Annotated in this window: 28 protein-coding genes and 1 tRNA gene; 17 read left to right on the forward strand and 12 right to left on the reverse strand. The window is 69.9% G+C overall.

Going from position 1 to position 26,821, the window contains the following annotated elements:
* Window positions 1–44: 44 nt before the first annotated feature.
* Together KOD61_RS07565 and KOD61_RS07570 are read right to left on the reverse strand one after the other, a co-directional pair.
* A complete protein-coding gene (locus KOD61_RS07565; RefSeq protein WP_215218118.1) occupies window positions 45–3,401 on the reverse strand; it encodes a hybrid sensor histidine kinase/response regulator in 3,357 nt (1,118 codons plus the stop codon).
* Between the two features lie 82 nt (window positions 3,402–3,483).
* Window positions 3,484–5,712 carry a TonB-dependent receptor gene (locus KOD61_RS07570; protein ID WP_215218119.1) on the reverse strand — a complete coding sequence of 743 codons (2,229 nt, stop codon included), beginning with the start codon at window positions 5,710–5,712 and terminating at the stop codon, window positions 3,484–3,486.
* Between the two features lie 161 nt (window positions 5,713–5,873).
* On the opposite strand from KOD61_RS07570, the gene KOD61_RS07575 reads away from it, so the two are divergent.
* Window positions 5,874–7,277: a GntP family permease gene (locus KOD61_RS07575; protein ID WP_215218120.1), complete on the forward strand. Its 1,404-nt coding sequence runs from the start codon at window positions 5,874–5,876 to the stop codon at window positions 7,275–7,277.
* Window positions 7,278–7,301: 24 nt separating this feature from the next.
* Here the strand turns inward: KOD61_RS07575 and KOD61_RS07580 are convergent, their stop codons facing one another.
* From KOD61_RS07580 to KOD61_RS07595, 4 genes are all read right to left on the reverse strand, one after another.
* A complete protein-coding gene (locus tag KOD61_RS07580; protein ID WP_215218121.1) occupies window positions 7,302–7,916 on the reverse strand; it encodes a hypothetical protein in 615 nt (204 codons plus the stop codon).
* Window positions 7,913–8,251, reverse strand: coding sequence for a thioredoxin family protein (locus KOD61_RS07585; protein ID WP_215218122.1), 339 nt, complete (start codon window positions 8,249–8,251; stop codon window positions 7,913–7,915). The genes KOD61_RS07580 and KOD61_RS07585 overlap by 4 nt, the downstream gene beginning before the upstream one ends.
* 84 nt (window positions 8,252–8,335) lie before the next feature.
* Window positions 8,336–9,133 (reverse strand): amidohydrolase, encoded by a 798-nt coding sequence (locus KOD61_RS07590; protein WP_215220331.1) that lies wholly within the window; start codon window positions 9,131–9,133, stop codon window positions 8,336–8,338.
* 5 nt (window positions 9,134–9,138) lie between these two features.
* Window positions 9,139–10,293 carry a pyridoxal phosphate-dependent aminotransferase gene (locus KOD61_RS07595; protein ID WP_215218123.1) on the reverse strand — a complete coding sequence of 385 codons (1,155 nt, stop codon included), beginning with the start codon at window positions 10,291–10,293 and terminating at the stop codon, window positions 9,139–9,141.
* A gap of 102 nt (window positions 10,294–10,395) precedes the next feature.
* Here KOD61_RS07595 and KOD61_RS07600 point away from each other — a divergent pair, with 102 nt between their 5' ends.
* The 13 genes from KOD61_RS07600 (at window position 10,396) to KOD61_RS07660 (ending at window position 19,663) form a co-directional block, all read left to right on the forward strand.
* Window positions 10,396–10,908, forward strand: a complete 513-nt coding sequence (locus KOD61_RS07600) for a DUF3293 domain-containing protein (RefSeq protein WP_215218124.1) — start codon at window positions 10,396–10,398, stop codon at window positions 10,906–10,908.
* Window positions 10,909–10,990: 82 nt separating this feature from the next.
* Entirely contained in the window at window positions 10,991–11,650 is a 660-nt protein-coding gene (gene ccmA, locus KOD61_RS07605) for a heme ABC exporter ATP-binding protein CcmA (RefSeq protein ID WP_215218125.1), read from the forward strand.
* Window positions 11,647–12,342 (forward strand): heme exporter protein CcmB, encoded by a 696-nt coding sequence (gene ccmB / locus KOD61_RS07610; protein ID WP_215218126.1) that lies wholly within the window; start codon window positions 11,647–11,649, stop codon window positions 12,340–12,342. The genes ccmA and ccmB overlap by 4 nt, the downstream gene beginning before the upstream one ends.
* Before the next feature lie 6 nt (window positions 12,343–12,348).
* On the forward strand, window positions 12,349–13,098 hold the full coding sequence (gene ccmC / locus KOD61_RS07615; protein ID WP_215218127.1) for a heme ABC transporter permease CcmC: 750 nt from the start codon (window positions 12,349–12,351) through the stop codon (window positions 13,096–13,098).
* Entirely contained in the window at window positions 13,095–13,283 is a 189-nt protein-coding gene (ccmD, locus tag KOD61_RS07620) for a heme exporter protein CcmD (RefSeq protein ID WP_215218128.1), read from the forward strand. The genes ccmC and ccmD overlap by 4 nt, the downstream gene beginning before the upstream one ends.
* Window positions 13,280–13,768 (forward strand): cytochrome c maturation protein CcmE, encoded by a 489-nt coding sequence (gene ccmE / locus KOD61_RS07625; RefSeq protein ID WP_215218129.1) that lies wholly within the window; start codon window positions 13,280–13,282, stop codon window positions 13,766–13,768. The genes ccmD and ccmE overlap by 4 nt, the downstream gene beginning before the upstream one ends.
* Complete coding sequence (locus KOD61_RS07630) at window positions 13,768–15,729, forward strand: heme lyase CcmF/NrfE family subunit (protein WP_215218130.1); 1,962 nt, start codon at window positions 13,768–13,770, stop codon at window positions 15,727–15,729. Before ccmE ends, KOD61_RS07630 begins: the two co-directional genes overlap by 1 nt.
* Window positions 15,726–16,277, forward strand: a complete 552-nt coding sequence (locus KOD61_RS07635; protein WP_215218131.1) for a DsbE family thiol:disulfide interchange protein — start codon at window positions 15,726–15,728, stop codon at window positions 16,275–16,277. The genes KOD61_RS07630 and KOD61_RS07635 overlap by 4 nt, the downstream gene beginning before the upstream one ends.
* Window positions 16,277–16,747 carry a cytochrome c-type biogenesis protein gene (locus KOD61_RS07640; RefSeq protein ID WP_215218132.1) on the forward strand — a complete coding sequence of 157 codons (471 nt, stop codon included), beginning with the start codon at window positions 16,277–16,279 and terminating at the stop codon, window positions 16,745–16,747. The genes KOD61_RS07635 and KOD61_RS07640 overlap by 1 nt, the downstream gene beginning before the upstream one ends.
* The gene (locus KOD61_RS07645) at window positions 16,747–17,751 is read left to right on the forward strand and encodes a tetratricopeptide repeat protein (RefSeq protein WP_407074537.1); all 1,005 of its coding nucleotides are present in this window, start codon (window positions 16,747–16,749) and stop codon (window positions 17,749–17,751) included. Before KOD61_RS07640 ends, KOD61_RS07645 begins: the two co-directional genes overlap by 1 nt.
* 4 nt (window positions 17,752–17,755) lie before the next feature.
* Window positions 17,756–18,889 (forward strand): homoserine O-acetyltransferase MetX, encoded by a 1,134-nt coding sequence (gene metX, locus KOD61_RS07650; RefSeq protein WP_215218134.1) that lies wholly within the window; start codon window positions 17,756–17,758, stop codon window positions 18,887–18,889.
* A gap of 21 nt (window positions 18,890–18,910) precedes the next feature.
* Window positions 18,911–19,504, forward strand: coding sequence for a cysteine dioxygenase family protein (locus KOD61_RS07655; protein ID WP_215218135.1), 594 nt, complete (start codon window positions 18,911–18,913; stop codon window positions 19,502–19,504).
* Window positions 19,505–19,576: 72 nt separating this feature from the next.
* Window positions 19,577–19,663, forward strand: a tRNA-Leu gene (locus KOD61_RS07660).
* Between the two features lie 64 nt (window positions 19,664–19,727).
* On the opposite strand, the gene KOD61_RS07665 is transcribed toward KOD61_RS07660, so the two are convergent.
* The 6 genes from KOD61_RS07665 to KOD61_RS07690 all read right to left on the reverse strand — a co-directional run bounded on the left by KOD61_RS07665 (window position 19,728) and on the right by KOD61_RS07690 (window position 24,101).
* Window positions 19,728–20,231, reverse strand: coding sequence for a hypothetical protein (locus KOD61_RS07665; RefSeq protein WP_215218136.1), 504 nt, complete (start codon window positions 20,229–20,231; stop codon window positions 19,728–19,730).
* Between the two features lie 111 nt (window positions 20,232–20,342).
* Window positions 20,343–20,819 carry a hypothetical protein gene (locus KOD61_RS07670; protein ID WP_215218137.1) on the reverse strand — a complete coding sequence of 159 codons (477 nt, stop codon included), beginning with the start codon at window positions 20,817–20,819 and terminating at the stop codon, window positions 20,343–20,345.
* A gap of 8 nt (window positions 20,820–20,827) precedes the next feature.
* On the reverse strand, window positions 20,828–21,037 hold the full coding sequence (locus tag KOD61_RS07675; RefSeq protein ID WP_215218138.1) for a PspC domain-containing protein: 210 nt from the start codon (window positions 21,035–21,037) through the stop codon (window positions 20,828–20,830).
* A gap of 72 nt (window positions 21,038–21,109) precedes the next feature.
* Complete coding sequence (locus tag KOD61_RS07680) at window positions 21,110–22,216, reverse strand: class III poly(R)-hydroxyalkanoic acid synthase subunit PhaC (RefSeq protein WP_215218139.1); 1,107 nt, start codon at window positions 22,214–22,216, stop codon at window positions 21,110–21,112.
* Window positions 22,217–22,218: 2 nt separating this feature from the next.
* Window positions 22,219–23,403: a class III poly(R)-hydroxyalkanoic acid synthase subunit PhaE gene (gene phaE, locus KOD61_RS07685; RefSeq protein WP_215218140.1), complete on the reverse strand. Its 1,185-nt coding sequence runs from the start codon at window positions 23,401–23,403 to the stop codon at window positions 22,219–22,221.
* 68 nt (window positions 23,404–23,471) lie between these two features.
* Complete coding sequence (locus tag KOD61_RS07690) at window positions 23,472–24,101, reverse strand: CDP-alcohol phosphatidyltransferase family protein (RefSeq protein ID WP_215220332.1); 630 nt, start codon at window positions 24,099–24,101, stop codon at window positions 23,472–23,474.
* Between the two features lie 80 nt (window positions 24,102–24,181).
* Here KOD61_RS07690 and dinB point away from each other — a divergent pair, with 80 nt between their 5' ends.
* The 3 genes from dinB to imuA all read left to right on the forward strand — a co-directional run bounded on the left by dinB (window position 24,182) and on the right by imuA (window position 26,818).
* Window positions 24,182–25,273, forward strand: coding sequence for a DNA polymerase IV (gene dinB, locus KOD61_RS07695; protein ID WP_215218141.1), 1,092 nt, complete (start codon window positions 24,182–24,184; stop codon window positions 25,271–25,273).
* A 253-nt stretch (window positions 25,274–25,526) separates the two neighbouring features.
* Window positions 25,527–26,213: a transcriptional repressor LexA gene (gene lexA, locus KOD61_RS07700; protein ID WP_215218142.1), complete on the forward strand. Its 687-nt coding sequence runs from the start codon at window positions 25,527–25,529 to the stop codon at window positions 26,211–26,213.
* The gene (gene imuA, locus KOD61_RS07705) at window positions 26,213–26,818 is read left to right on the forward strand and encodes a translesion DNA synthesis-associated protein ImuA (RefSeq protein ID WP_215218143.1); all 606 of its coding nucleotides are present in this window, start codon (window positions 26,213–26,215) and stop codon (window positions 26,816–26,818) included. Before lexA ends, imuA begins: the two co-directional genes overlap by 1 nt.
* Window positions 26,819–26,821: the final 3 nt, after the last annotated feature.

The following is a 26,821-nucleotide window of genomic DNA, read 5'->3' on the forward strand; positions in this document are numbered from 1 at the left end:
GGGTCGCGGCTGAAGCCGCTCCTACAGGGGTGATGCTGCGGCGGCTACGTTCCGGTCACCGCCGGTGCGGGCTGCACGCCGCGCCCGGCGAGCAGGCGGTCGAGCACCGATTTCAGGGCCAGCGGTTTCAGTGGCTTGGCCAGCAGTGCGTGGCCGGCTTCGAGTACGGCGTGACGAACGGCGTGACCGCCGTCGGCGCTGAGGATCAGGGTGGGTTGTGCGCCGTGCCGGGCGGCGAGGTCGGCTGCGAGGGCGATGCCGGTATCACCGTCGTCGAGGTGGTAGTCGAACAGCCAGAGCGTGGCAGGTGCCTCCGCCAGCCGCGCCGCGGCGCCGGCGCGTCCTTCGGCGGCGGCGACGTCGCAGCCCCACCCGGCCAGTACGCGCGAGAGCGCTGCCAGCGCATCGGGGTCGTTGTCGACCACCAGCACCCGCAAGCCGGCAACACCGCGCGTGGCCGCGGCCGCGGCTGGCATCGGCGGTGCCTGGAGCATGGTGACAGTGACCCCGAAGCACGCGCCGCGGCCCGGCTCGCTGCGGACCGACAGCGGCGCGTGCAGCAACTGTGCGATGCGGTCGGCGATCGACAGGCCCAGGCCAAGCCCCTGCCCCGGCGCATCGTCGCCGCGGCGGAACTCGTCGAACATCGCCAATTGCAGTGCGGGCTCGATGCCCGGACCGGTGTCGTGCACCTCGATGCGCACGCTGTCGCCATCGCGCCGCGCACCCAGCAACACGCCGCCGCGGGCGGTGTAACGCACCGCGTTGGCGAGGAAGTTCTGCAGCACACGACGCAGCAGTTGCGGGTCGCTGTGCACCCACGCCGAGGTGGCGGCGAACCGGAAGCGCAGCCCACGCGCCGCGGCAATCGCGCCGAACTCCGACGCCAGCGGCTCCAGCACCTCGGCCAGCGGGAAATCGCGTGGCTGGGGCACCAGCCCGCCGGCCTCCAGCCGCGACATGTCGAGCAGGCCGGTCAGCAGGTCGCCGGTCGAATCCAGCGCGCCGCCGATCTGCGCCAGCACCTCGCGCTGTGCCGACGCCGAGAGCTGGGCGGCCAACGCGTCTGTGAACAGCTGCGCGGCGTGCAGTGGCTGCATCAGGTCATGCCCGATCGCCGCGAGGAACCGGCTCTTGGCGTCGTTGGCGCGCTCGGCCTGGCGCTTGGCGACTTCCAGGTCGGCGGTGCGCGCGACCACCCGTTGCTCCAGCGTCTCGTTGGCCTGCAGCAGCCCGGCCTGGGCGCGACGGAACGCGGTGACATCGGTGAAGGTCGCGACGAAGCCGCCGCCCGGCATCGGATTACCACGGATCTCGACGATGCTGCCGTCCGGCATCACCCGCTCGGTCAGGTGCGGGGTGCCGGCACGCATGAACGCCAGGCGCCGCTCCAGCGCGCGCTCCAGGTCACCCCGCGGCGGCAGTTGCTGCAGCGCCCAGCGCGACAGGTCGGCGATTGGCCGGCCAACCTGCAGCAGCTCCGGCGGGTAAGCGAAGAGCTCCGCGTACCGGCGGTTCCAGGCCACCAGCCGCAGCTCGGCGTCGACCACGCTGATGCCCTGGCTCATGTTCTGCAGCGCCGCCTCGAGCACGCGCTGGTTGAATCGCAGGTCGGCCGAGGCCTCGCCGACGATCGCGGCGACGGTGTCGAGGTCGCCCGCTTCGCGCCGGGCGGCATCGAGCAGCACGCGCGCCGACGCCGAGCCCAGGACCGCGGCCAGCTCGCGTTCCACCTCGGCCTCCACCCGTGCCGGCGCGGCGCCCGAATCAGGCACCCCATCCAGCAACGCGGCCAGCCGCTCACGCGGCAGGAACCGGAGGCCGGCGTCGCGCAGCGCCTTGCCATCCAGTCCGCGCCGGGCGCGTTGCGGCGTATCGCGCCGCCAGATCGCGGTCAGCACCGTCGCCAGCGTGCCAAGGAACAAACTTGCACCGACCGCGCGGCCCAGGCGGCTCCAACCGGTGAGGCCGAACAGGCCGTCGGGTGACAGCCATGCAAGGCCGAACGGCCCGGACCGCACCCACGCACCCTCCCCGCCCTGCAACCCGGACATCGTCGGCAGCAGCAGGACCCACGCCCAGGCGGCAAAGCCGACCACCACGCCCACCACGGCCGCACGCGGCGGCGTCTGCGGCCGCCACACGGCAAAACCGAGCGCCGGCGCGAGCGTGGCCAGCGCCGAGAACGACACCGCGCCGACGTCGGCCAGCGCCTCGCTGCCCGCCACCAGCCGGCTGTACGCCCAGGCCATCAGCATGATCACGACGATGCCCACCCGCCGCAGCATCAGCACGCTGCCGCGCAGGTCGCTGCCGTCGTTGCGCGACCACGCCCCCCTCAGCAGGCCCGGCGCGAACCAGTGGTTACCGATCATCAGGCTCAGCGTCAGCGTGCTGACCACCACCATGCCGGTCGCGGCACTCAGGCCGCCGAGGAACGCGAAAAGCGCAAGCCCGTGCTGCCCCTGCGACAGCGGCAGCGCGAGCACGTACAGGTCCGACGGCACCGAATCGCCCAGCAACGCCGTGCCCGCGGTGGCCAGCGGCAGCACCGGCAACGCGATGAGCACCAGGTAGAGCGGGAACTGCCAGCGCGCGGTACGCACGTCACGCTCGTCGCGGCACTCGACCACCCCGACATGGAACTGGTGCGGCAGGATGAACATCGCCAGCGCGCCCAGCAGCACCAGCGGCACGAACCCGCCGGTCGACGCCGCGGCGCCGGCCGCCGGTACCCTCACCTCGGGCAGGGCGTCCAGGCCGAACCAGACGAACGCGCCGATCGCCAGCATGGCCGCGAGCTTGAACACCGATTCGGCCGCCATCGCCAGCACCAGCCCACGGTTATGCTCGGCCGCGCTCGCCCGGCGGGTACCGAACAGCATCGCGAACACCGCCATCGCCAACGCCACGTAGAGCGCACTGTCCTGCCACGCCGGCGCCACCCCGCCGCTGCCGTCGCGGCTGGTCAGCATCGCGAAGCTCATCGCCACGGCCTTCAACTGCAGCGCGATGTAGGGGATCAGCCCGAGCGCGGCGACCAGGGTCACGGTCGCCGCCAGCCACGCGTCCTTGCCCAGGCGCGTGGCGATCAGGTCGGCGATCGAGGTGGCATTGGTCTCCCGAGCGAGCTTGACCAGCCGGACCATGAAGCCGACCGCGAGCGCGTAGAGCAGGATCGCGCCGAGGAAGGTGGGCGGCAGTGGCCAGCCGTAGCGCGCGGCCTGGGTGACCGTGCCGTAGAACGTCCACGAGGTGCAGTGCACCGCCAGCGACAGCGCGTAGATGTGCCGCCAGTGCCGGGCCCACAGCGCCGGCCGGCGTTCGGCAAACAGCGCCGCGCCAAACATCAGCGCGAGCCAGGCAAGGCTCGCGAGCGCGACGACGGAGAGGTTCAGCATGGGGCGAGGATAGCCCGCGGGCCCCGGATAGAACGACGGCGGTGGGCCGAAGCCCACCGCCGCCGCGACCGGGGGTCACCGGTCAAAAGTCGTAGCGCACGCTCAGCGAATACTGACGCGGCGGCCCGTAGAAACCGGTCATGACACCCAGCGCGGTATTGAGGTTGTAGCCGGTGGTCCGGTACTCCTTGTCGGCCAGGTTGGTGCCCTGCAGGGACACCGTCCACGCGCCGCCGTCCTTCCAGGTCACGCCGGCGTTGACCAGCCCGTACGCATCCTCGGTGATGGGCAGCGCCCCGGTCCGGATGATCTCGGTGGTGGCCACGACCTCGGTCTGGTAGCTGTAGCCGAGCCGGCTCGACAGGCTGCCGCCACCGGCGAGGTCGGCGCGGTGCTCCAGGTTGATCGCACCGGAGAACTCGGGAGCGTTGGTGAACTCCTGCTCGTCGGCGATGTTGGCACCGGCGTACAGGAACTCGTCGTACTTCGCGTCCAGCCAGGCCAGGTTGCCCGACAGCAGCCAGCTGCGGCTCGGCAGCCACTGGTACTCCACCTCGAGGCCGTTGACGGTGCCGGAGCCGGCGTTGGTGAAGTCGCCGAAGAACGCATCCTCGGTGCCGTCGCCGTTGCTGTCGTAGGCGGTGAACACCGACAGCTGGATGTCCTCGTACTTGTTGTGGAACGCCGACAGGTTGAGGAACAGCGTCTGGTCGAGGAAGGCCATCTTGCTGCCGACCTCGAAGCTGTCGACCACCTCGTCGTCGAATGGCTCGGCAGAGCGCGGCACCGCGGTGGCCTGGGCGCGGATGTTGTAGCCGCCCGACTTGAAGCCGCGCGATGCGGTGCCGTAGACCATGATGTCCGGCGTCACCTGGTAGTCGAGCGCGACCTTGGGCGAGGTGTTCTTGAAGTTGATGGTCTTGTCGAAGTCGGCCACCACCGCGGTCGGCACCGTGTAGGTCGCGTCGGTGTAGCCGCGGTTGAACACCACCGCGTTCTTGTCCTCGTCGGTGTAGCGCGCGCCGACGTTGAGCGACAGCTGGTTGCTCAGGTCGAACGTCCAATCGGCGTACAGCGCCACGCTCTCCGTGTAGACCGTGCCCTGGGTGTCGCCGAACAGCAGGTCGAAGAAGTTGTTGAGCACCTGGCCGCCGGCCTCGCCGTCGAAGGCGTAGATGCCCATCACGCCGCGCGCCCGGCCACCGGCGTCGTAGTTCGCCTGCAGCTCGTGGCTGACCTGCTCGTCGGAGTAGAACGCCTTCACGTCGGCGATGCGCGCCGGCAGGGTGTCGAAGTCGATGTTGGTCTCGGTGTCGGACTCGCGCTTGGCGAGCACGTACTTGAACGCCCAGTCGTCGCTCGCGCGCCAGTTCACCGTGGCCGATGCACCACCGATGGTGGTGTCATTGACGTTGGGCATGCCGCTGCGGATGTCGTAGCGACTGTCCATCGGGTCGAAGCCCGGGACGAAGCGGTTGGGCGCCAGCATCTTCGCGCCACGCACCCCGGACTGGTCGTCCATCCAGTCGAACGCGAACTGGATGTCGAGGTCGTCGCTGACGTAGGCGCCGAGCTGGGCGCGCATCGCCAGGATTTCCTTGTCGCTGACCGGCTGGTCGTTGTAGACGTTCTCGCCGAAGCCGTCGCGGTTGAGGCTTGCCACCGCGATCCTCGCCCGCAGCGCGTCGTTGCCGGCCAGCGGCCCACCGACCGCCGCCTTGACGTCGAGCTGGTCGTGGTTGCCCACGGTCACTTCGGCAAAGCCCTCCATCTCGCGCGGCAGGCCCTTGGAGATGTACTTGATCGCACCGCCGATGGTGTTCTTGCCGTACAGCGTGCCCTGCGGACCGCGCAGTACCTCCACCCGCTGAACGTCGAACACGTCCAGCAGGGCGCCCTGCGGACGCGCGATGTAGACATCGTCCATGTAGATGCCCACGCCCGGGTCCACGCCCCACAGCGGGTCGGACTGGCCGACGCCGCGGATGTAAGCGGTGATGGTGCTGCTGGACCCTCGCGCGGCGTAGATGGTGAGGTTGGGCACGTGCGCATCGAGGCCGCCGAGGTCCTCGACCGCGAGACGGTCCAGCGCTTCGGCGGTGAACGCGGTGACCGCGACGGGCACGTCCTGGATGGTTTCCTCGCGCTTGCGCGCCGTTACCGTCACCGCGCCCAGCGTGGTCGCGTCCGACCGGGTGGCCGTTTCCGGCGGGGCCTGGACGGTGGTGTCCTGCGCCCATGCGGCCGGTGCGAGCAGTGCGCCGGCAACGGCGACGGCAAGGGTGGTGCGACTCAAGCGATTGCGACCCATCTCTAGCTCTCCCCGGGAACGTATGAAAACCGGCGGACGATCCGCCATTGCAGGCAAGACTAGGGGCACGGCGACGGCGGTCGCAGCTGTACCTTCGGACAATGCCCGCGGCCGGCGCGCACGCCGAGACTTCGACCCCACTGAGGTGGGCAAGGGGTCCCATGGAATTCCTGATCGTGCTGGCGGCGCTGGCCTTCCTGATGCTGGTCGCGTACCGCGGCTACAGCGTCATCCTGTTCGCCCCGGTGGCCGCCCTGGGCGCGGTCCTGCTGACCGACCCGTCGCTGGTCGCGCCGATGTTCACCGGCCTGTTCATGGACAAGATGGTCGGGTTCCTGAAGAACTATTTCCCGGTGTTCCTGCTCGGCGCGATCTTCGGCAAGGTGATCGAGCTGTCGGGGTTCTCCAAGTCCATCGTCGCCGCGACGATCCGCCTGTTCGGCGCCAGCCGCGCGATCCTGTCGATCGTCATCGTCTGCGCCCTGCTGACCTACGGCGGCGTGTCGCTGTTCGTGGTGGTGTTCGCGGTCTACCCGTTCGCCGCCGAGCTGTTCCGCCAGAGCGACATTCCCAAGCGGCTGATCCCCGGCACGATCGCGCTGGGAGCGTTCACTTTCACGATGGACGCGCTGCCCGGCACGCCGCAGATCCAGAACATCATCCCGACCACGTTCTTCGGCACCAACACCTGGGCAGCGCCGTGGCTGGGCACGATCGGCGGCATCTTCATCCTGGCCGTCGGACTGGCCTACCTCGACTGGCGCCGGCGGGTCGCGGCCCGCAATGGCGAGGGCTACGGCGAGGCATCGACGCTGGTCAACGAACCCGCCGCGTTTGCAGGCGGAAAGCTGGCCCACCCCGCCATCGCGATCCTGCCTCTGGTGCTGGTGGGCGTGAGCAACAAACTGTTCACCGACTGGATCCCCCGCTACTACGGTGACACTCACGCGTTCGACCCGGCGGTGATCGGCAACGCCGCACCGGTGGTGCAGCAGGTGTCGTCGGTCACCGCGATCTGGGCCGTCGAGGGCGCACTGCTGGTCGGCATCCTGACCGTGCTCGCGTTCGCCTGGAAGCCGGTGATGACCACCTTTGCCGAAGGCACGAAGACCGCCATCGGCGGGGCGTTGCTGGCGGCGATGAACACCGCGTCCGAGTACGGGTTCGGTGCCGTGATCGCGGCGCTGCCGGGCTTCCTGGTGGTCGCCAACGCGCTGGGCGCGATCCCGAACCCGCTGGTCAACGAGGCGGTCACCGTCACCGCGCTGGCCGGCATCACCGGATCGGCGTCAGGCGGCATGAGCATCGCGCTGGCGGCGATGGCCGACACCTTCATCGCGAACGCCAACGCGGCCGGCATCCCGATGGAAGTGCTGCACCGGGTCGCGGCGATGGCATCGGGCGGCATGGACACCCTGCCCCACAACGGCGCGGTCATCACCCTGCTGGCGGTGACCGGCCTGACCCATCGCCAGGCCTACAAGGACATCTTTGCCATCACCATCATCAAGACGCTCGCCGTGATGGTGATCATCGGCGTGTTCTACGCGACCGGCCTGGTCTGAACGATCGGCCAGGGTCGCCCGGGATCAGCCGTCGCCGTCGGGCGCGGGCGTAGACACCGGTGGTTCGGCACCATCGGAGCGCAGCGCACCCACCGGTTCGCCGACCGGCTGGCCTTGCGGCGTGAGCAGGCGCCAGTGTCCCCAGGTGTCGCGCACATCGTGTCCGGTCACGTCGCCACGGGCGGTATCGCCGCCGTAGTGGTACAGCGGGTGGCCGCCGTAGCTCATCTGGCGGGTGCCATCGGCGCGGGTCACCACGTCGAGCAGGGCCGGTGCGAGGCCCTCGCCCAGGTCCGGCTCGCCGGTGGGGGCATACACCGGCGCCCACTGCCGCAGGCAGTCATCGGAGCATCCGCTACCGTCGGTGTCGCCCTCGAGCATGTACACCGCGCGCCGGTCGCTGTCGGCGACGAACGGCGCGGGGCCACCCACCGACATGACCTGCAGGCTGTCGGACGTCATCGTCCGCTGGGTCACCAGCGCGCCGGAGTCGGCCGTGGCGGACGGCGTTTCGGCGCCCTCGGTGAGCATCGGCGGACGGTCGGTGTCGCGTTGGCAGCCGTACACCAAGGGAAGCACCAGCACGCACGCGGCGAGGACCACGTGGTGCGGGCGGACGTGTGCACCGTGGGTGTTCATGGGTTGTCCTCCGGCGCCAGCAGCGCCAGCGCGTCGTCGATCGGCTCCTGCTCGGTCGGGCGTACCAGCCGCGCGACCTCGCCGCCCTTGGCCAGGAAGACGAAGGTCGGCCACAGCTTCACCTTGAACGAGCGCCCCAGCGCGCGGCCGGCGCCGTCCTCGATCCTGAGGTGGTCCACTGCGGGGTGCCGGGCCAATGCCGCCCGCAGGGCCGGTTCGGCGGCCTGGCAATGCCCGCACCAGGCGGTGCCGAACTCGATCACGAGCGGGCCGGGCATCGCGTCGACTTCGGCGCGGGTGGGTTCGTTGTCGATGTAGACGCGATTGAAGGGCATGGGCGGACCTGCGGCCGTCGTTCCGGCACCGGGACTTCCGGGATACCGCGCACCCCGGCGACGCGGCGTGAAGCTGCGCCTGCCTCAGCCCAGCTCGAACCGGTCGCCGTCCAGCATCGCCGGGAACTTCTGCCGGTGCCGCGCCAGCTCCGAACCCAGCAACGTGCTGGTGGTGACCACTTCCATGTCGGCACACTCGGTGACGGGATGGCCCAGGAAATCGATCACCGCGCTGTCACCGTTGTAGCGGATCCCATTGCCGTCCTCGCCCACCCGGTTCAGGCCGGCGACATAGCACAGGTTCTCGATCGCTCGGGCGCGCAGCAGGGTCTTCCAGGCGTGGTCGCGCGCCGCCGGCCAGTTGGCGACGTACAGCGCCAGGTCGTAGTCCAGCGCCTCGGGCCGCTCGACGTCGTAGCGGTTGCGCGAGAAAACCGGGAACCGCAGGTCGTAGCAGACCAGCGGACAGATCCGCCAACCCTTCCATTCCACGACCAGCCGGTCACGGCCGGCCGCGTAGCGCTCGTGTTCGTGGGCGTAACGGAACAGGTGGCGCTTGTCATAGTGCGACACACCGCCATCGGGAGTGACGAACAGCAGGCGGTTGTACACGCCGTCGCCGTCGCGGATATGCACGCTGCCGGCGATGGCGGCGCCCAGCTTCGCCGCCTGCGTACGCATCCACGCGAGAGTCTGGCCTTCCATCGTCTCGGCGGTGTCCAGCGCCTCGTTGGAGAAGCCGCTGGTGAAGGTCTCCGGCAGCAGCACCAGGTCGGTGGTGTCATGCAGCGGCGCCAGCAGGCCGCCGTAGTACTCGCGGTTGGCGGCCGGGTCGTGCCACACCGTGGCGCCCTGGACCAGCGAGATGCGCAGGTTGGTCATCGGCATCACAGCCTCCCCAGCCGCTCGATCGCGGCATCCAGCGTGGCCTCGTTCTTTGCAAAGCACAGCCGCGCCAGGCGCTGCCCCACCGGCGGAGAGCCGTAGAAGGGCGAAAGCGGGATCGCGACCACGCCGTGCTCGACCGTCAGCCAGCGGCAGAACGCAGCGTCGTCGAGGTCGCTGACCTCCGAATAGTCGACCAGCTGGAAGTAACCGCCCGGGACCGGCAACGGCTTCAGCCGGGTGGTCAGCAGCTGTTCGCGGAAGCGGTCGCGCTTGGGCTGGTAGAAGGCGCCCAGCGTTTCGTAATGCTCCGGCTCGTCGGCGATCATCTCCGCGAACGCGGCCTGCGCCGGGGTAAACGTGCAGAAGGTGTTGTACTGGTGGACCTTGCGGAACTCGGCGCTCAGCGAAGGCGGCGCCACGCAGTAACCCACCTTCCAGCCGGTGCAGTGGTAGGTCTTGCCAAAGCTCGAGATGACGAACGCCCGCTCGCGCAGTTCCGGGTAGCGCAGCACCGATTCGTGCCGGCGGCCGTCGTACACGATGTGTTCGTAGACCTCATCCGACAGCAGCACGATGTCGGTGCCACGCAGCAGGTCGGCCAGTTGCTGGATGTCGCCGGCATCGAACATCGCCCCCGACGGGTTGTGCGGGGTGTTGGTCATCAGCATCCGCGTCTTCGGGCTCACCGCCCGGCGGATGAGCTCCCAGTCGGGCGCGAAGGTCTGCGGGTCCAGCGGCACGTGGACGGCGACACCGCCGGCGAGGTCGATCGCCGGCTCGTAGCAGTCGTAGCAGGGGTCGAGCACGATGACTTCGTCGCCCGGACGGACCACCGCGTGGATGGCGTCGAAGATCGCCTCGCTTGCGCCGGAGGTGACCGTGATCTCCGCCGCCGGGTCCGGACGGTAGCCGTAACAGCGCGCGGTCTTGTCGGCGATCGCCTCGCGCAGCACCGGCAGGCCGGTCATTGGCGCGTACTGGTTGTGCCCGTCGCGCATCGCACGCGCCAGCGCATCCACCAGTCGCGATGGAACGTCGAAATCGGGGAACCCCTGGCCGAGGTTGACCGCACCGTGCTCGGCGGCCAGCTGCGACATCACGGCGAAGATCGTGGTGCCCACGCGGGGCAGTTTGGTACGCAGGTCGGGCGTCATCGTGTCTTGTGCATCGGGGGGAACCCGGAGTCTACGAAATCCGCGCGTGTGCGGCCGTGGGCGCGCTTGCAACCACTCCGGGCGCGGTCGAAACTCCCGTTCATGCGCATCTACCGGGTCGTCAACGCGTCCGAGCTGGCGGCCGCCTACGCCGCGGCCGACTACGGCGTCACCCTGGACGGCGACACCGTGCGGCTGCGCGTCGGCGAGCCGGCCACTGACCTCGAGGCCTACTGGCCCGCTTCGCGCTACGTGTTCGTCACGGCCTGGAACCCGGCCTCCGAACCGCACTCCGACACCATCAACGAGTCCGCCGACGCATTGCTGGTGTCGCAACTCGATGCCGACGGCGTTGCCCGGCTGCGGGCCTGGGCGCAGGGTCCGGACGGCCACTGGCACGAGCCGGGCTGGCTGCTGGCCGACGTCGACGACCACGCGGCCGATCACCTGGCCCGCGAGTTCGGCCAGGCCGGCGTGCTGTGCTGGACGCGCGGGGAACCGGTGCGCCTGCGGATGCTGATTCAGCGGCCCGACCCGGCCTCCCCGTCAGCATCCGAATCGCCCTACACCGACTGGCCCGGCGAGACGGTCCCCGAGACCCAATGCGCCGGGTGACACCGGGTCGGTGCGGCGTGGGCGTGCGCGGTAGAATCGCCGGTCTGCCGGCCCGCCGGCCGTCGACCGTGCGCCGTAACCCATGCCCCTGACCGACCCGCCCGCGCAGCCGCTGCTGGAGGCCCGCGGCCTGCGCTTCGCCCGCAACGACGACCCCGTGTTCGGCCCGCTCGACTTCAGCGTCGATGCCGGCGAGGCACTGCTGGTGCAGGGCGACAACGGCGCCGGCAAGACCACCTTGCTGCGCGTACTGGCCGGGCTGCTGCGCGCCGATGCCGGCGAGATCGACATCGACGGCGGTGCCGCAGGGCCGGCGCGGCGCGCGCGGGCGATCGCCTACCTCGGCCACCTGCCCGGGCTGAAGGCCGACCTCAGCGTGCTGGAGAACCTCGAATTCCTGTGCGGCCTGCAGGGGCGCCGCCGCGGCCAGTTGCCGGAACATGCGCTCGGGATTGTCGGGCTGGCCGGCTACGAGGACGCGCTCGCGCGGCAACTGTCGGCCGGGCAGAAGAAGCGCCTGTCACTGGCCCGCCTGTGGCTGTCCCCGGCACCGTTGTGGCTGCTGGACGAGCCCTACGCCAACCTCGACCTGGAAGGCATCGAACTGGTCAACCGGATGGTGCAGGCGCACCTGCGCGCCGGCGGCGCGGCACTGGTGACCACCCATGGTGCCTATGCCGCCCCGCCCGTCCGCACCCGGCTGCTGGCGATGACCCGACCCGTCGCCGAGCGCGCCGCATGAAGGCGACCAGCCCCCTGCCCGGCCTGCCCGGGACCGCCTCGGCGCTGATGCGCCGGGACCTGCGCCTGCTGTGGCGCCGCCGTGGCGATGCGCTGCAGCCGGCCCTGTTCGCGCTGCTGGTGATCGTGCTGTTCGCGCTCGCGCTGGGTGGCGAGGCGAAGGTGCTGGCCAACGTGGCCCCGGCCGTGCTCTGGGTCGCGGTGCTGCTGTCGGGCCTGCTGGCGCTGGACACTCTGTTCCGCGGCGATGCCGAGGACGGTTCGCTGGAGCAGTGGATGCTGGCGCCGGTGCCGCTGGCATGGCTGGTCGGTGTGCGTACGTTCATGCACTGGGCGACGACCGCCCTGCCGTTGCTGCTGGCCACCCCGTTCCTGGCCGAGCTGATGCACCTGCCGCGCGGCCAGTTGCCGGTGCTGATGGCCTCGCTCGCGCTGGGCACGCCGCTGCTGAGCCTGCTGGGTGCGGTGGTTGCCGCGCTGACCGTCGGGATGAGGCGCTCCGGTATACTTCTGGCCTTGCTTGCGCTGCCCTTGTACGTCCCCGTACTGGTGTTCGGGGCTGGCAGCGTGGCCGCTTCGGCCCAGGGAATGGACCCGGTCGGCGCGCTGCTGCTGCTGGGGGCCGGACTGGTGGTTTCGCTGGTGCTGGCGCCGCTGGCCGCCGCCGCCGCGATCCGCATCGCCCTGAACTGAAAACAGATGAATCCTCTGATCCGCTGGTTCCACAAACTCGGTTCGCCTCCCTACTTCGACCGCTTCGCCGCCCGCTGGGCGCCGTGGGGTTACGGGCTGGGCCTGCTGGTGATGCTCTGGGGCGCCTACGGGGCGCTGTTCCTGGTGCCGGCCGACTACCAGCAGGGCGACAGCTTCCGGATCCTCTACATCCACGTGCCCAGCGCCTGGATGAGCATGCTGGTGTTCGGTCTGATGGCGCTGTACGCGGCCATCGCGCTGGTCTGGCGCATCAAGCTGTGCGAGATCCTGGCCATGGCCTGCGCGCCGATAGGGGCGGGTTTCACCCTCATCACGCTGGTGACCGGTTCGATCTGGGGCAAGCCGATGTGGGGCACCTGGTGGGACTGGGACCCGCGCCTGACCACCGAGCTGATCCTGCTGTTCCTCTACCTGGGCGTGATCGGCCTGTACAACGCCATCGACGACCGCCGCGCGGCCGCGCGTGCCGCCGGGTTGCTGGCGATCGTCGGTGTCGTCCTGCTGCCGGTGATCCGCTACTCGGTGATCTGGTGGAACTCGCTGCACCAGGGCCAGACCATCCGCATATTCGGCGAGTCGACGATGGACCCGTCGATGATCCAGCCGCTGGTCTGGATGCTGATTGGCACCAAGCTCTGGTTCGTCGGCGCCCTGCTCGCCCGCTCGCGGGCCGACAACCTGCGCCGCGAAGCCGGCAAGGCCTGGGTGGCGACACTGGCCGGGGGCTCGCGATGAGCTACCTGGGCTACGTGGTCGCCGCCTACGCCGTGTTTGCCGTGGTGCTGGCGTGGGACCTGGTATCGCCGCTGCTGCAGGTCCGCCGCGAGCTCCGCGCGGCGCGCCGCCGGGCGCAACGCCAGGCCGCCGCGCGGACGTCCGCGCCGCACACCCCCTCCGTTACCGACGAGTTGACCCGATGAATCCTGTCCGACGCCGCCGCCTGCTCTGGGTGCTCGCGCTCGTGGTGGCCGCCGCGATCGCCGCAACCCTGGTCGCAATGGCGCTGCAGCGCAACGTCGCCTACCTGTACACGCCCAACGAGGTGATCAGCGGCGAGGCCGGCGCCGACGTACGCTCGGGCCAGGCCCGGTTCCGCCTCGGCGGCATGGTGGCCGAAGGCTCGCTGCGGCGTGTCGATGGCACGCTGGAGTCCCACTTCGACGTCAGCGATGGTGACGCCCTGATGCCGGTCACCTACACCGGGATTCTCCCCGACCTGTTCCGCGAGAACCAGGCCGTGGTCGCGACCGGCCGCATGGACGGCGACCGCTTCGTCGCCGAGGAAGTGCTGGCCAAGCACGACGAGACCTACATGCCCAAGGAAGTCGCCGACAAGATGGGCCAGGCGCACCAGAAGCACGACGTCGACGCGCCGGCCGCGGGCACCGCCGGATCGGCCAACTGATGCTGCCCGAATTCGGCCAGGTCGCACTGGTCCTCGCACTGCTGGTGGCGATGCTGCAGGCCGCGCTACCACTGGTCGGCGCCCAGCGCGGGATCGGCGCGTGGATGGCCACCGCGCGGCCGGCCGCCTATGCGCAGCTGGTGCTGGTGGCCCTGGCGTTCGGCATTCTCACCGAAGCGTTCGTCAGCCAGGACTTCTCGGTGCGTTACGTGGCCGAGAACTCCAACTCGCTGCTGCCGATGGTCTACCGATACACCGCGGTCTGGGGCTCACACGAGGGCTCGCTGCTGCTGTGGGCGTTGGTGCTGGCGTTGTGGACGGCGGTGGTGGCGCGTTTCTCGCGGGCGCTGCCGGCCCAGGTGATCGCGCGGGTGCTTGGCGTGATGGGCATCGTCAGTGTTGGCTTCCTGGCCTTCCTGATCTTCACCAGCAACCCGTTCGACCGGTTGTTGCCGGCCGCCGCGGAGGGACGCGACCTCAACCCGCTGCTGCAGGACCCGGGGATGATCATCCACCCGCCGATGCTGTACTTCGGCTACGTCGGCTTTGCCGTCCCCTTCGCGTTTGCGATCGCCGCACTGCTGGACGGCCACGTCGACGCGCGCTGGCTACGCTGGACCCGGCCGTGGACCAACGTCGCCTGGGCGTTCCTGACCGCCGGCATCGCGCTGGGCAGCTGGTGGGCGTACTACGAGCTGGGCTGGGGCGGCTGGTGGTTCTGGGATCCGGTCGAGAACGCCAGCTTCATGCCGTGGCTCGCCGGCGCGGCGCTGCTGCATTCGCAGGCGGTCACCGAGAAGCGTGGCGCCTTCCGGGGCTGGACCCTGCTGCTGGCCATCGCCACGTTCTCGCTGTCGCTGCTGGGCACGTTCCTGGTGCGCTCGGGCGTGCTGACCAGCGTGCATGCCTTCGCGGCCGACCCGACCCGCGGGCTGTTCATCCTGATCTTCCTCGGCATCGTCATAGGCGGTTCGCTGGTGCTCTACGCGCTGCGCGCGCCCGGCGACAGCGATGGGAAGGCCGACCCGCGCCAGTACTTCGCCGCCAGCTCGCGCGAGACCCTGCTGCTGGGGAACAACCTGCTGTTGTCGACCGCTTGCGCGATGGTGCTACTCGGCACGCTGTACCCGCTGCTGGCCGACGCGCTGGAGCTGGGCAAGATCTCGGTGGGTCCGCCCTACTTCGCGCTGCTGTTCACCCTGCTGATGGCGCCACTGGTGCTGCTGCTGCCGTTTGGCCCGGTGACGCGCTGGCAGCGCGAGCAGGTATCGCGGCCACTGGCGATGCTTGCGCCGTGGGCCGGGCTCGCGCTGGCGGCCGGCGTCGCCGCGTTCTTCTTCGCGCCGCAGGGTGCATGGAAGGTGGCGGCGGGCGTCACCGGCGCCGTGTGGGTCGGGCTGGGCACGCTGCGCTTCGCGTGGTCGCGGCTGTCGGCCAGCGGGCGGATGACCGCCGAGATGTGGGGGATGACCCTGGCCCACCTCGGCGTCGCGGTGTTCCTGGCCGGCGCGTTGCTGGTGGAAGGCCTGAGCCTGCAGAAGGAGCTTGCGGTGAAGCCGGGCCAGACCGTCGAGCTGGGCGGACATGCGTTCCGGTTCGAGGGCGTCGAGCATCGCGTCGGCCCCAACTACGAGGCCGACCTGGGCACCGTCCAGGTCTTCCGCGACGGCGCCCCGTTGGCGACCATGCATCCTGAAAAGCGCGCCTATGTCAGCGGCGGCCAGGTCATGACCGAAGCCGCCATCGAGCGCAGCGTGACCCGCGACCTGTACGTCGCGCTGGGCGAACCGCTCGGCGGCGATGCGTGGGCCATCCGCGTACACATCAAGCCGTTCGTGCGCTGGATCTGGGTCGGCGCGTTGCTGATGACGCTGGGCGGGCTGGTCACCGCGGCCGACCGCCGTTTCCGCCGGGTCGACGCCCGCCCCGGTACCGCCAACACCGCAGGGAGCGTGCAATGACCACCAACACATCCAAGGCCCGCTGGCTGCCACTGGTCGTGTTCGGCCTGCTGGCCGCGCTGCTGCTGGCCGGCGTGATCCTCAGCCGCCAGGGCAACCGCGAGGCACTGCCCTCGCCGTTGATCGGCAAGCCTGCGCCCGCCTTCGAGTTGCCGGTGCTGCACGAGGCCGGCCGCCTGGTGTCGTCCACTGAGCTTCTTGGCGAGCCCTACCTGCTCAACGTCTGGGGCAGCTGGTGCCCGGAGTGCCGGGTCGAGCACCCGGTGTTGACCCGGTTCGCCGAGACCAAGCGAATCCGTGTGATCGGCTACAACCTCAAGGACGAGCACGCCGACGCGCTGCGCTGGCTCGAGCAGTTCGGCAACCCGTACTGGCTGGTGCTGACCGACTACACCGGCGACAAGGCGATCGACTGGGGCATCTACGGCGCACCGGAGACCTTCCTGGTCGACGCGGCCGGCGTGATCCGCTGGAAGCACGTGGGCCCGGTCAGCGACGAGACCATCCGCGACGAGCTGATCCCGCTGCTCCACGAGGTGGACGGCTGATGCTCCGCGTGCGCGCCCTGCTGACGCTGGTGTTGCTCACGCTGGCGTGGGCGCTGCCGACCGCCGCGCTCGCGCAGGCCGCGACCACCGTCGCCCCGCCGGAGTTCACCAGCCGCGCCGAAGCCGAGCGCTTCCACGCGCTGACGGAAGAACTGCGCTGCGTGAAGTGCCAGAACCAGTCGCTGGCCGATTCCAATGCCGCCATCGCCCAGGACCTGCGAAACGAGGTGCTGGTGCTGATGCGCAAGGACATGACCGACGCCGAGATCAAGCAGTACCTGGTCGCACGCTACGGCGAATTCGTGCTGTACCGCCCGCGTGTCGAACCGACCACCTGGCTGCTGTGGTTCGGTCCCGCCGTGCTGCTGCTGGCGGGCGGGCTGGTGGTGGTGGGCATCGTGCGCCGCCGTGCGGACCCGCGTGCGGCCGCTGCTCCGGACGAGGCGCGCGACCAGGACCAGGAGTGGTGATGAGTGTGTTCGTGATCGCCAGCCTGGTGCTGGCCCTGCTGGTCCTGGCGCTGGTGTTGCGCCCGGTTTGGCGCGACCGGCCGCTGGCCGGTGCCGGCATGCTGGCCGGCCTGCTGGTCACCACGGGCTTGCTGTATGCCTTGGTCGGCACGCCGCGCGCGCTCGACGCCAGCCAGCGACGCGCGCCGGAATCACTGTCGGAGGCGATCGTGCAACTGACCGCCGAACTGGAACGCGATCCCAACCAGATCGAAGGATGGCGCTTGCTGGCGCGCGCTCACGCGGCCGAAGGCCGATTCGCCGAGTCGCGTGACGCCTACGCCCGCGCGGTGCTGCTCGCCCCGGACGAACCCGCCCTGCTGGCCGAGGCCGCCGAGGCCCGCGCCAAGGCCGACCCGTCCCGCCTGTTCGACGAAACCGCGGTGGCGATGCTACGCCACGCGCTTGAGATCGAGCCCCAGCACCAGCGCGCCCGCTGGTTCCTCGGCATCGCCCGTCGCCAGGCCGGTGCGGCCGCCGAGGCCGTGGCGATCTGGGAGCCGCTGCTGGCCCAGGTTGACGCAACCACCGCAGCCAGCCTGCGAGAGCAGATCGACCTGGCCCGCGCCGATGCCGGGATGGCGCCGTTGCCGCCCACCCCTGAAACGGCGGCATCCCCCGTCAACATCACCGCGAGCGTCTCGCTCGACCCGGCCCTGGCGATGCGCTACCCCGACGGCGCCAGCGTGTTCGTGATCGCGCGACGCCCCGGCGGCCCGCCGATGCCGGTCGCGGTGGAGAAGCTGCAACCCACCGGCTTCCCGCTGACGGTCACCCTCACCGACGCAGACAGCCTGATGCCGACTGCCCGCCTCTCCGACCTGCCACAGGTCGAACTGCTTGCACGCGTGTCCGCCAGTGGCGACGCCACCCCGCGGGCGGGCGACTTCGAATCGGCACCCGTAGTGGTGGAAAACGGCGCGGAGGTTTCGGCAGCGTTGATGATCGACCGTGTGGTCGAATAGGCGCATGACCGAATTCATCCCGCCCGGTACCCGCTTCATCGACCTGCCCTCGCCGTTCCCGATGCGACGGGGCGGCGAGATCCACCGCGCACGGATCGCCTACGAAACCTGGGGCACGCTCTCGCCCGCACGTGACAACGCCCTGCTGATCGTCACCGGGCTCTCGCCCGACGCCCACGCCGCCTCCAACGACGCCAACCCCGAGCCGGGCTGGTGGGAGGCCATGGTCGGCCCCGGCAAGGCGATCGACACCGACCGCTGGTTCGTCATCTGCAGCAACGCGCTGGGGAGCTGCAAGGGGTCCTCCGGCCCCGCCTCCGCCAATCCCGACACCGGCGAGCCCTACCGCCTGGACTTCCCCGAGCTGTCGATCGAGGACGGCGCCGAGGCGGCCGCCCACCTGGTGCGGACGCTGGGCGTCGACCAGTTGGCCTGCCTGGTCGGCAACTCGATGGGCGGGATGGTGTCGCTGGCGATGCTGGCCCGCCACCCGGGCATCGCCCGCACGCACATCAACATTTCCGGCGCCGCCAAGGCCCTGCCGTTTTCGATCGCGATCCGTTCGCTGCAGCGCGAGGCGATCCGGCTGGACCCGAACTGGAACAACGGCTGCTACGACGACGCCAGCTACCCCGAGTCGGGGATGCGCATGGCGCGCAAGCTCGGCGTCATCACCTACCGCTCGGCGCTCGAGTGGGACGGCCGGTTCGGCCGCGTCCGGCTGGACTCCGACCGCGCCGACGACGAGCCATTCGGACTGGAGTTCGAAGTGGAGAGCTACCTGGAGGCTCATGCCCGGCGCTTTGTCCGCCGCTTCGACCCCAACTGCTACCTCTACCTCAGCCGCTCGATGGACTGGTTCGACCTCGGTGACCACTGCGCCGGGCGCTGCGGAGACGCCGAGACCGATACCCGCGCCGGGCTGGCGGCGATCCGGATCGAGAAGGCGCTGGCCATCGGCGCTGAGACCGACATCCTGTTCCCGCTGCAACAGCAGCGCGAGATCGCCGAAGGGCTGCGGGCCGGCGGCGCCGATGCGAGCTTCCTGCCGTTGCCGTCGCCGCAGGGCCACGACGCCTTCCTGGTCGATTTCGACCGGTTCGCCCCGGCCGTGCGTGGGTTCCTCGACACCCTCTAGCGCCCGGGTAGAATCGGACGCATGAACGCCCAAGCCCTGCCCGACATCCCGTTCCCCGGCCACGACAAGCTGGTCCATGCGCTCGACGCGGCCGTCACCGCCGGCGACCAGCACGCCATCACCTCGGCGCTGCGCAACACCCTGTGCCGGATGATCCGCGACCGCGACGTCAGCCTGCCGCCGTGCGTATTCGAACCGATCGAGGACCACTATGCGCGGCGCGAGATCTACCGCAGCCCCGAGCACGGCTACAGCGTCGTAGCGATGACGTGGGGCCCGGGCCAGGGCACGCCGGTGCACGACCACTGCGGCCTATGGTGCGTGGAGGGTGTCTGGGACGGCGAACTGGAGATCACCCAGTACGAGTTGCTCGAGCGCGACGACGAGCGTTTCCGCTTCCGTGCCGCCGGCGGCATGGTGGCCGGGCCCGGCAGCGCCGGCAGCCTGATCCCGCCTCACGAGTACCACGCCATCCGCAACACCAGCGGCGACGAGGTCGCGGTGTCGGTGCACATCTACAAGGCCGCCATGGAAGGCTGCTCGATGTTCATCCCGCAGGACGGCGAGTGGTTCACCCGCGCCGACAAGGCGCTGCCCACCGACGAGGCCCACTGACGGCCGAGCGGCGAAAAGCGCAGACGCATTTGGCCCCGCGCCCCGAAAGTTGTCGGCTATACTTCGCGCCCGGCCGAAGTGGCGGAATCGGTAGACGCAGCGGACTCAAAATCCGCCGCCCTTAAAAGCGTGTGGGTTCGAGTCCCACCTTCGGCACCAGACAAAAGGCCTGCAGTTGCAGGCCTTTTTGTTTGCCGGCGCGGCGGCAGACAGTGCAGGGGGCTTACATCCCCGGGCTTTCGCTGACCCAGGCGCGGCCTTCCACATGCTCGACCAGTACTACCCGACGGTCGCGAACCAGCGTCTCCACCGTGCGCGACACGAAGCGCATGCCGAGGATGTCGAGCACGCTGCGGACCTCGACCCTTGCCGACTTCCGGTCGTCGGACAGGTTGATGGCGTTGATCTCGTAGGTGTAGCCGAAGGGAACCTCGTTGCCGAGCAGCTCCATCAGCGGCTTCATCTTCTGGAACATTTCCTGCGTGTCGCGGCATGCGGAATCGCGCGAGACCAGCTGGATCTGCTCACGCGGTCCCACGTAGGTGGTCATCCTGCCGGACGCATCCTTCGAGAGCATCGCGCAGAGGGTGTCGGCATCCAGCGCCAGGGTGGCGTCGCGCTGGGCCAGGTAATAGGCGCGTACATCCGCTTCGTCGAGCTTGCTGCCATCGACGAACACGAACCAACCCAGACCCGCGAACACCGCGAGCAACACGTACTTGAGCATGTCCCCTCCCCTTGAGTGCGATGCGCCGGTGCGGCGCCCGGCCGTGCGCCTCCCCGCGCATGACCGGTCCGCATTATGGGACAGCCGACCGGTAGCGTGAAGCCGGTCGCACTATGCCGGCCGCCGCAGCGGCGGCGCAGGCCACGGCCACCACCCCTGGCCGGTCAATGCGTAGCGGTCGGCGGCGCGCTCGAAGCGGTTGCGCGCACTGACGCCACCGAACGCCAGGTACACCGGCAGGAACAGCGGGCCAAGCACCATGTACTGGAAGACGTGCGCGCGCTCGTGGTCGGCCAGGCGGACGGCGGGCTCTTCGCACCAGCCGGCGCGGTGGGCGTAGGTGCGGCAGGTGCCATCGAGGTCGGCACCGGTATGCACGATGACGTTGCCAAGCGTGATGGCGCCGCCGGGGCCCCACGGCCAGTCATGGAACACCAGTGCGAGGTCGTCGCGCCGCCAGTGCGCGTGCGCGCCGAAGGGAATACCAAGCGAACCGAGCAGCAGCCCGGCGACGGTGTTGGGAAGCGTCCATGCCGCGCCCGCCAGTCGCAGCAGCGCGGTCCACGCCGAATCGCGCCGGCGTGCCATCGGGTGGGTCAGGCGACCTCGCCTTCTTCCGGCATCAGCAGCCACATGATCAGGTAGACCAGGATGCCGGGGAACGCGGCCGAGGCGATCGACACGATCACGAAGACGACCCGCAGAAGGGTCGAGTTCCAGCCGAACCGGCGTGCGATGCCTCCCATGACGCCCGCGAGCATGCGGTCGTTGCGGGAGCGGACGAAGGGGCGGTGGGTGTGTTCCATGGGCTCGACGGGACGACGGAGTTGCCTCGAGTCTAGTGCGTTGTCGTGATGGCTGCGTAAGGCGGACGCCGGTCAGCGCGAACGCACCGCCAGCCAGTCGTGGATCGCCTGCGGCACCTCGCGTTGCGCACGGCTGGAGACGTAGATGCCGATGTGACCGCCACGGAACGACAGTTCGCTGTAGTCGCTGCCGCCAACCAGCCCGCCCAGCGCCTTCGACGACGAGGGCGGCACCAGGTGGTCCGCCTCGGCGAAGACATTGAGCACCGGCATGTCGACGCGGGCCAGGTCGACGGGGCGTCCGCCGATCTCGATACCACCGTTGACGAAACCGTTCGCCTGGTAGAACTGCCTGGCGAACTGGCGGAACGCCTCGCCGGCCTGGTCGGGCGAGTCGAAGATCCACGTCTCCATGCGCAGGAAGTCCTCCAGCGCGCGGGGGTCGTCGAGGATGTCCACCAGTCCCACGTACTTCTGCACGAACAGCCGCCAGGGCTTGAGCGTGAGGTAGGTGAAGTTCATGACGTCGGCGGGGATGTTGCCCAGCGTGTCGACCATCAGGTCGATGTCGGTCCCGCGCACCCAGTTGGCCAGCATGTTGTCGTCGGTGTGGAAGTCCACCGGCGTCACCATCGTCACCAGGTTGCGCACCTTGCGCGCGTTGAGCGCGCTGTAGCACAGCGAGAACGCGCCGCCCTGGCAGATGCCGAGCAGGTTGATCGCATCGACGCGGTGGCGCTCGCGCAGGTGGTCGACCGCACCACCGAGGAAACGCTGGATGTAGTCCTCCAGGTCGAGGAAGCGGTCGGACCGGTCGGGGTAACCCCAGTCCAGCACGTAGACGTCCTCGCCGCGCTCGAGCAGGCCACGCACGATCGATTTGTCGGCCTGCAGGTCGACCATGTACGGCCGGTTGACCAAAGCGTAGGCGATCAGCAGAGGGACCTTGGCGGTCGGCGCGCGGCCGCCTTCGATCGCGTCGCCGCGGAAGCGGTACAGCACGACCTTGCCATCGCGCCAGACCTCTTCCTTCGGGGTTGCGCCGTAATTGGTGTCGCCCACCTGTCGCAGCGTCTGCAGGCCTGCACCAAGCTTGGCCTGGAGGCGCATCGCCTCCTGCGCCAGGGCTTCGGGGGTGATGTCCAGCGGACCGATGACGGGGGAATCGGAACGGTCCATGGTCAGCGTGCCTTGCCGCGCCGGGCGGCCGTGGAGGTGACGGTCTTGGCGGTTTTTGCGGTTTTCGATGCGGGGGCTTTCGAGGTCTTGGGCTTCGATGCGGCGGCCTTTGGATTACCGCCCTTCTTCACCGGGGCCGCCTTGGCGTCTGGCTTGCTGTCGGACCGGGTGGTCGGATTCCTCGAGGCTCGCGCGGCAGACGGAGCGGCCGGCGAATCGGCCCGCTCGCGCATGCGCCGAAGTTCGCGCTCAAGCTGCGCCACCTTGCGATGCGCCGCATCGATCTCGGTGCGGGTCGGGATTCCAAGGGCATCGGTGAGTTGTTCGACCTCGCGCTGGACCGCGGCGCGCAGTCGCATCTGCGCATCGGTCATCGCGCCATAGGCATCGCGGAACCGCGGCGACAGCGCGACGTCGGCGTAGGCCTCCTCCGCGGCGTCGATCCACAGGTCGAACAGCGCACGGACGGACCCGAGTTGCTTGCCAGGCGCACTGCGCTCGACCAGCTTGTCCTCGAAACGGCGGAACGCCTCCTGCCCCGCCTCGGCCATCAGCTCGTGGTAGGAACGCGCCTGCTGCTGGTAGTCGAGCTGCGCCCGTGCCAGTTGCTGCCAGCGTTGCTGGTGCTCGCGGGTGAAGCCGAATGCGGGCAGCCCGAGCCAAGAGCGACCTTCGCCGGCAAGCTGCTCCAGCCACGGCGAAACCTGCGCGTACCACTGCTCGAACCCCTGCTGGCCCGGCCCCTGCATGCCGCGCAGCGCATCGGCGAACGGGTTGCCGCCCTGGCCGGCGACCATCCGCTGCCACGCCGCGGCGATATCGCGCGCACTGGCGTCCTGCCCACCGAAGCGCGCCGCCAATTGCTGCATCTGTGCGAACCAGCCCTGCGCCTGCGTGCCGAACCGCCGCATCGCCTCGTCGGCCGTCGGGCTGGCGCCACCGGCAAGTTGCGACCACCAGGCAGCCGCCTCGTTCCAGCCGGGCATGGATGCCGCACCCGGCATGCCCCAGGCAGCGCCCAGCGGATTGTCCGTACCGAATCCCGTCGCCGCCTGTGGCGTGGCACCCCCCGCCGCCCGCAGCAGCTCGCCCCAGCGGCTCCAGTACTGGCGCGACAGTGCCGCGAAATCATCGCTGCCGAAATGGTCGCTGCCGAAACCGGCGTTCCCGAAACCCTGATTGGCCATGGCGTCCTCCGCGTTGGCCGCGATCATAGCAACGCAGGTGTGTCAGGCCGTCGGCATCGGGCGGTGTTTCAGGGCTTGGGAATGCGGACCGTCTTGCTGACCATCAGCGAGCCGGAGATCGCGAACATCAGCACCAGCGGGTGGAACTGCCACGGCCCCAGCTTGACCATGCCCAGCCACAGGTCCGTACCGATCGCGCCCTGCGCCGCGGCGATCCACAGCACCACCACCAGCACCAGGCTGGTCGGGATCGGCGTGCCCTCGAAATACTTCACCTTGCCCTCGTCGCCCGACAGCTGCTCGGCAGTGACGTTGTAACGGGCCAGCCGGCTCACGCCGCAGCCGACGAAGTAGCTCAGCACCACCCAGTCCCACCCGCCCTGCAGGCCGCAGGCATAGGCCAGCGCGGCCGGCGCGACACCGAAGGAGATCACGTCGGCCAGCGAGTCCAGCTCGCGGCCGAGGGTGGAGGCCGACTTGCGCCAGCGCGCGACCCGGCCGTCGACCGCATCGAAGATGAAGGCCAGCGGGATCAGCGCCATCCCGATCATCAGGTCGCGCACCCCGCCCTCCTGCAGGAACCGCATCGCCGCGAAGATCGCGCCGGTGCCGCAGAAGGCATTGGCGAGGGTGAACCAGTCCGCCAGGTGGAACTCGCGGAACATCGAGAAGTGGCGACGCTGCATGCGGCGCTCCATGAAGGCGTAGCCGCCAGACTGCCAAACCACGGGTGAAATGTGTAGGAGCGCACGCGCCCCCGGCGCGCGACAATGGCGCCATGGCCCCGCCGCGCAGGATTCTCCACGTCGACATGGACGCGTTCTACGCGTCGGTCGAGCAGCGCGATGACCCTGCATTGCGCGGCCGTCCCGTGGTGGTGGCATGGCGCGGCGCGCGCTCGGTGGTCTGCGCGGCCAGCTACGAGGCGCGCCGGTTCGGCGTGCGATCGGCCATGCCGGCCATCCGCGCCGAGCGGCTGTGCCCGCAGGCGGTGTTCGTGCCGCCCGACTTCACGCGCTACAAGGCGGTTTCGCGGCAGGTGCGCGAGATCTTCGCCCGGCACACGCCGCTGGTCGAACCGCTGTCGCTGGACGAGGCCTACCTCGATGTCACCGGGCTCGCATCGGGGCTGCCGTCGGCCACGGCCACCGCCGAGGCGATCCGCGCGGCCATCTTCGAGGAGACCGCACTGACGGCGTCGGCCGGCGTCGCCCCGAACAAGTTCATCGCAAAGATCGCCTCGGACTGGAACAAGCCCGACGGCCTGTGCGTGGTCAAGCCGCACCGGGTGGAGGCGTTCCTGACACCGCTGGCGGTCGGCCGCCTCCCGGGGGTCGGCAAGGTCATGCAGGGCAAGCTGGCCGAACTGGGTATTACCACGGTCGGCGACCTGCGCGACGTACCGGTCGCCGTGCTGGAGCAGCGGTTCGGGCGCTGGGGGCGGCGCCTGCACGAGCTGTCGCTGGGGATCGACGACAACCCGGTCCGGCCCGAGCGCCCCACCGTGCAGATCTCCTCGGAGGACACCTTCGAGCACGACCTGCGCCTGGACGAGCTGGAGCCGCACATCCGCCGCCTCGCCGGCAAGACCTGGGCCGGCTACCAGCGCGAGCGCCAGCAGACCCATCCGCGGCTGGCCCGGACGGTGGTGCTCAAGCTCAAGACCGCCGACTTCCGCATCCTGACCCGCAGTCTGACCCCCTCCCGGCGGCCGGACACGCTGGACGTGCTGGCCGACACCGCCTGCGACCTGCGCGCGCGCATCGACCTGCCGCCGGCGACGCGCTACCGGCTGGTGGGCGTCGGGCTGGGCGGGTTCGTCGACCAGGACGACGTGCGGGCGCAGTCGGACCTGTTCGAGATGGCGTGAGCCGGCTCCAGCCCAGGGTCTGGATCGCCCCGGCCACCTTGCCCAGCGGATCTCCAGGAACTCGGTGGTTCCAGGCGATGTACAGGTCGCGACTTACGTCGCTCCTACAACCGCGTTCCGCGGGCTGTCCGAACGGGTGAGACGGGGGTGTGGATGCTTAACGGACATCGATCCCACGTGAGCTTGCCGACGTAACCCACTGACTTGCCGGGCCCCACTTTTCGCACCTTCATTTGTTACTAGAATTAGTACCATGCACCTGACCGACACCCAGCGCCGCCTGCTCGAGTTCCTCCGTGAGCACATTGCCCGGCACGGCTATCCGCCGTCGCAGATGGAGATCGCGCGGGCGTTCGGGTTCCGCCAGAACCGCTCGGCGCGCTACCACCTCGAGGCCTTGGCGCAGGCCGGGCTGATCGAGCTGTCGGCCGGACGGGCGCGCGGGATCCGGCTCACCGCACCCGGCACGGGACGTGGGCGCGGCAGCCGCCACCCGGCCGCGCATCCCGCGACGGGGTATCCCGGCAGCGCTGCACTCGCCAACCCGTGGCCCGACCTGTTGCAGGTCCCCCTGCTCGGCCGGGTCGCCGCGGGCACGCCGATCGGTTCCGACCCGGAAGTCCGCCGCGAAATCGCCCTCGACCGCTCGCTGTTCCGCCTGCGTCCCGACTACCTGCTGGAGGTCGAAGGCGACTCGATGCTGCTCGACGGCATCCTGCCGGGCGACCTGATCGGCGTGCACCGCACGCCACAGGCGCGCAGCGGCCAGACCGTGGTGGCGCGCGTGGAGGGTGAGTTGACGGTCAAACGGCTCGACAGCGGCCGCGACCACCTGCGCCTGCTGCCGCGCAATCCCGCCCACGCGCCGATCGAGATCGATGCGCGCATCACCGACTTCGCCATCGAAGGCCTGTTCGCCGGTCTCGTGAGGCCATCCTGATGGGCGCGGTCGTCGCCCTCGACAGCCTGCTGGAGTCGCGCCGGGTCTGGCGTGGCCAGCCGGCTCCCCGCGCGCCTTCCCGGCAGCCCACCGGCCACCCCCTGCTCGACGACGCTCTGCCCGACGGCGGCTGGCCCGAGCACGCACTGACCGAACTGCTGCTGCCTGCCGACGGCATCGGCGAGCTGCGCCTGTTGTGGCCGACCCTGGCCCGGCTGTCCCAGGCCGATGGCATGGTCGCGCTGGTCGACCCGCCCTACCTGCCGTTCGCCCAGGGCTGGGCCCGTGCCGGCATCGATCTCAAGCGCCTGCAGGTGGTCCGTACCGACCCGCGCAACGCCCTGTGGGCGACCGAGCAATGCCTGCGTTCGGCCGCCTGCTCGGCCGTGCTGTGCTGGCCCCGCAGCGCCGACGACCGCACCCTGCGCCGGTTGCAGGTGGCGGCCGAAACAGGCCAATGCCTCGGCTTCGCGATGCGGCCGTTGAAAGCGGCCGCCAACCCGTCCCCCGCCGCACTCCGGATCGCGATCGACGCCCAGCCTGCGCAGTTGCGCGTGCTCAAGTGCCGCGGTGGCAACCCGCCGACGCGGGCGATTCCGTTCTGAAAA

The sequence above is a fragment of the Lysobacter luteus genome (assembly GCF_907164845.1).
In the GTDB taxonomy this organism is placed as follows: domain Bacteria; phylum Pseudomonadota; class Gammaproteobacteria; order Xanthomonadales; family Xanthomonadaceae; genus Novilysobacter; species Novilysobacter luteus.

Coding starts and splice junctions, on each gene's coding strand:
- ccmC (WP_215218127.1), top strand. CDS start 12,349: ATGAATCCTCTGATCCGCTGGTTCCACAAACTCGGTTCGCCTCCCTAC.
- KOD61_RS07570 (WP_215218119.1), bottom strand. CDS start 5,712: ATGGGTCGCAATCGCTTGAGTCGCACCACCCTTGCCGTCGCCGTTGCC.
- KOD61_RS07635 (WP_215218131.1), top strand. CDS start 15,726: ATGACCACCAACACATCCAAGGCCCGCTGGCTGCCACTGGTCGTGTTC.
- ccmD (WP_215218128.1), top strand. CDS start 13,095: ATGAGCTACCTGGGCTACGTGGTCGCCGCCTACGCCGTGTTTGCCGTG.
- KOD61_RS07690 (WP_215220332.1), bottom strand. CDS start 24,101: ATGGAGCGCCGCATGCAGCGTCGCCACTTCTCGATGTTCCGCGAGTTC.
- ccmE (WP_215218129.1), top strand. CDS start 13,280: ATGAATCCTGTCCGACGCCGCCGCCTGCTCTGGGTGCTCGCGCTCGTG.
- KOD61_RS07600 (WP_215218124.1), top strand. CDS start 10,396: ATGCGCATCTACCGGGTCGTCAACGCGTCCGAGCTGGCGGCCGCCTAC.
- KOD61_RS07575 (WP_215218120.1), top strand. CDS start 5,874: ATGGAATTCCTGATCGTGCTGGCGGCGCTGGCCTTCCTGATGCTGGTC.
- lexA (WP_215218142.1), top strand. CDS start 25,527: ATGCACCTGACCGACACCCAGCGCCGCCTGCTCGAGTTCCTCCGTGAG.
- phaE (WP_215218140.1), bottom strand. CDS start 23,403: ATGGCCAATCAGGGTTTCGGGAACGCCGGTTTCGGCAGCGACCATTTC.
- KOD61_RS07665 (WP_215218136.1), bottom strand. CDS start 20,231: ATGCTCAAGTACGTGTTGCTCGCGGTGTTCGCGGGTCTGGGTTGGTTC.
- KOD61_RS07645 (WP_407074537.1), top strand. CDS start 16,747: ATGAGTGTGTTCGTGATCGCCAGCCTGGTGCTGGCCCTGCTGGTCCTG.
- KOD61_RS07565 (WP_215218118.1), bottom strand. CDS start 3,401: ATGCTGAACCTCTCCGTCGTCGCGCTCGCGAGCCTTGCCTGGCTCGCG.
- KOD61_RS07590 (WP_215220331.1), bottom strand. CDS start 9,133: ATGACCAACCTGCGCATCTCGCTGGTCCAGGGCGCCACGGTGTGGCAC.
- dinB (WP_215218141.1), top strand. CDS start 24,182: ATGGCCCCGCCGCGCAGGATTCTCCACGTCGACATGGACGCGTTCTAC.
- KOD61_RS07670 (WP_215218137.1), bottom strand. CDS start 20,819: ATGGCACGCCGGCGCGATTCGGCGTGGACCGCGCTGCTGCGACTGGCG.
- KOD61_RS07680 (WP_215218139.1), bottom strand. CDS start 22,216: ATGGACCGTTCCGATTCCCCCGTCATCGGTCCGCTGGACATCACCCCC.
- KOD61_RS07580 (WP_215218121.1), bottom strand. CDS start 7,916: ATGAACACCCACGGTGCACACGTCCGCCCGCACCACGTGGTCCTCGCC.
- KOD61_RS07595 (WP_215218123.1), bottom strand. CDS start 10,293: ATGACGCCCGACCTGCGTACCAAACTGCCCCGCGTGGGCACCACGATC.
- KOD61_RS07655 (WP_215218135.1), top strand. CDS start 18,911: ATGAACGCCCAAGCCCTGCCCGACATCCCGTTCCCCGGCCACGACAAG.
- ccmA (WP_215218125.1), top strand. CDS start 10,991: ATGCCCCTGACCGACCCGCCCGCGCAGCCGCTGCTGGAGGCCCGCGGC.
- KOD61_RS07640 (WP_215218132.1), top strand. CDS start 16,277: ATGCTCCGCGTGCGCGCCCTGCTGACGCTGGTGTTGCTCACGCTGGCG.
- metX (WP_215218134.1), top strand. CDS start 17,756: ATGACCGAATTCATCCCGCCCGGTACCCGCTTCATCGACCTGCCCTCG.
- KOD61_RS07675 (WP_215218138.1), bottom strand. CDS start 21,037: ATGGAACACACCCACCGCCCCTTCGTCCGCTCCCGCAACGACCGCATG.
- KOD61_RS07630 (WP_215218130.1), top strand. CDS start 13,768: ATGCTGCCCGAATTCGGCCAGGTCGCACTGGTCCTCGCACTGCTGGTG.
- ccmB (WP_215218126.1), top strand. CDS start 11,647: ATGAAGGCGACCAGCCCCCTGCCCGGCCTGCCCGGGACCGCCTCGGCG.
- KOD61_RS07585 (WP_215218122.1), bottom strand. CDS start 8,251: ATGCCCTTCAATCGCGTCTACATCGACAACGAACCCACCCGCGCCGAA.
- imuA (WP_215218143.1), top strand. CDS start 26,213: ATGGGCGCGGTCGTCGCCCTCGACAGCCTGCTGGAGTCGCGCCGGGTC.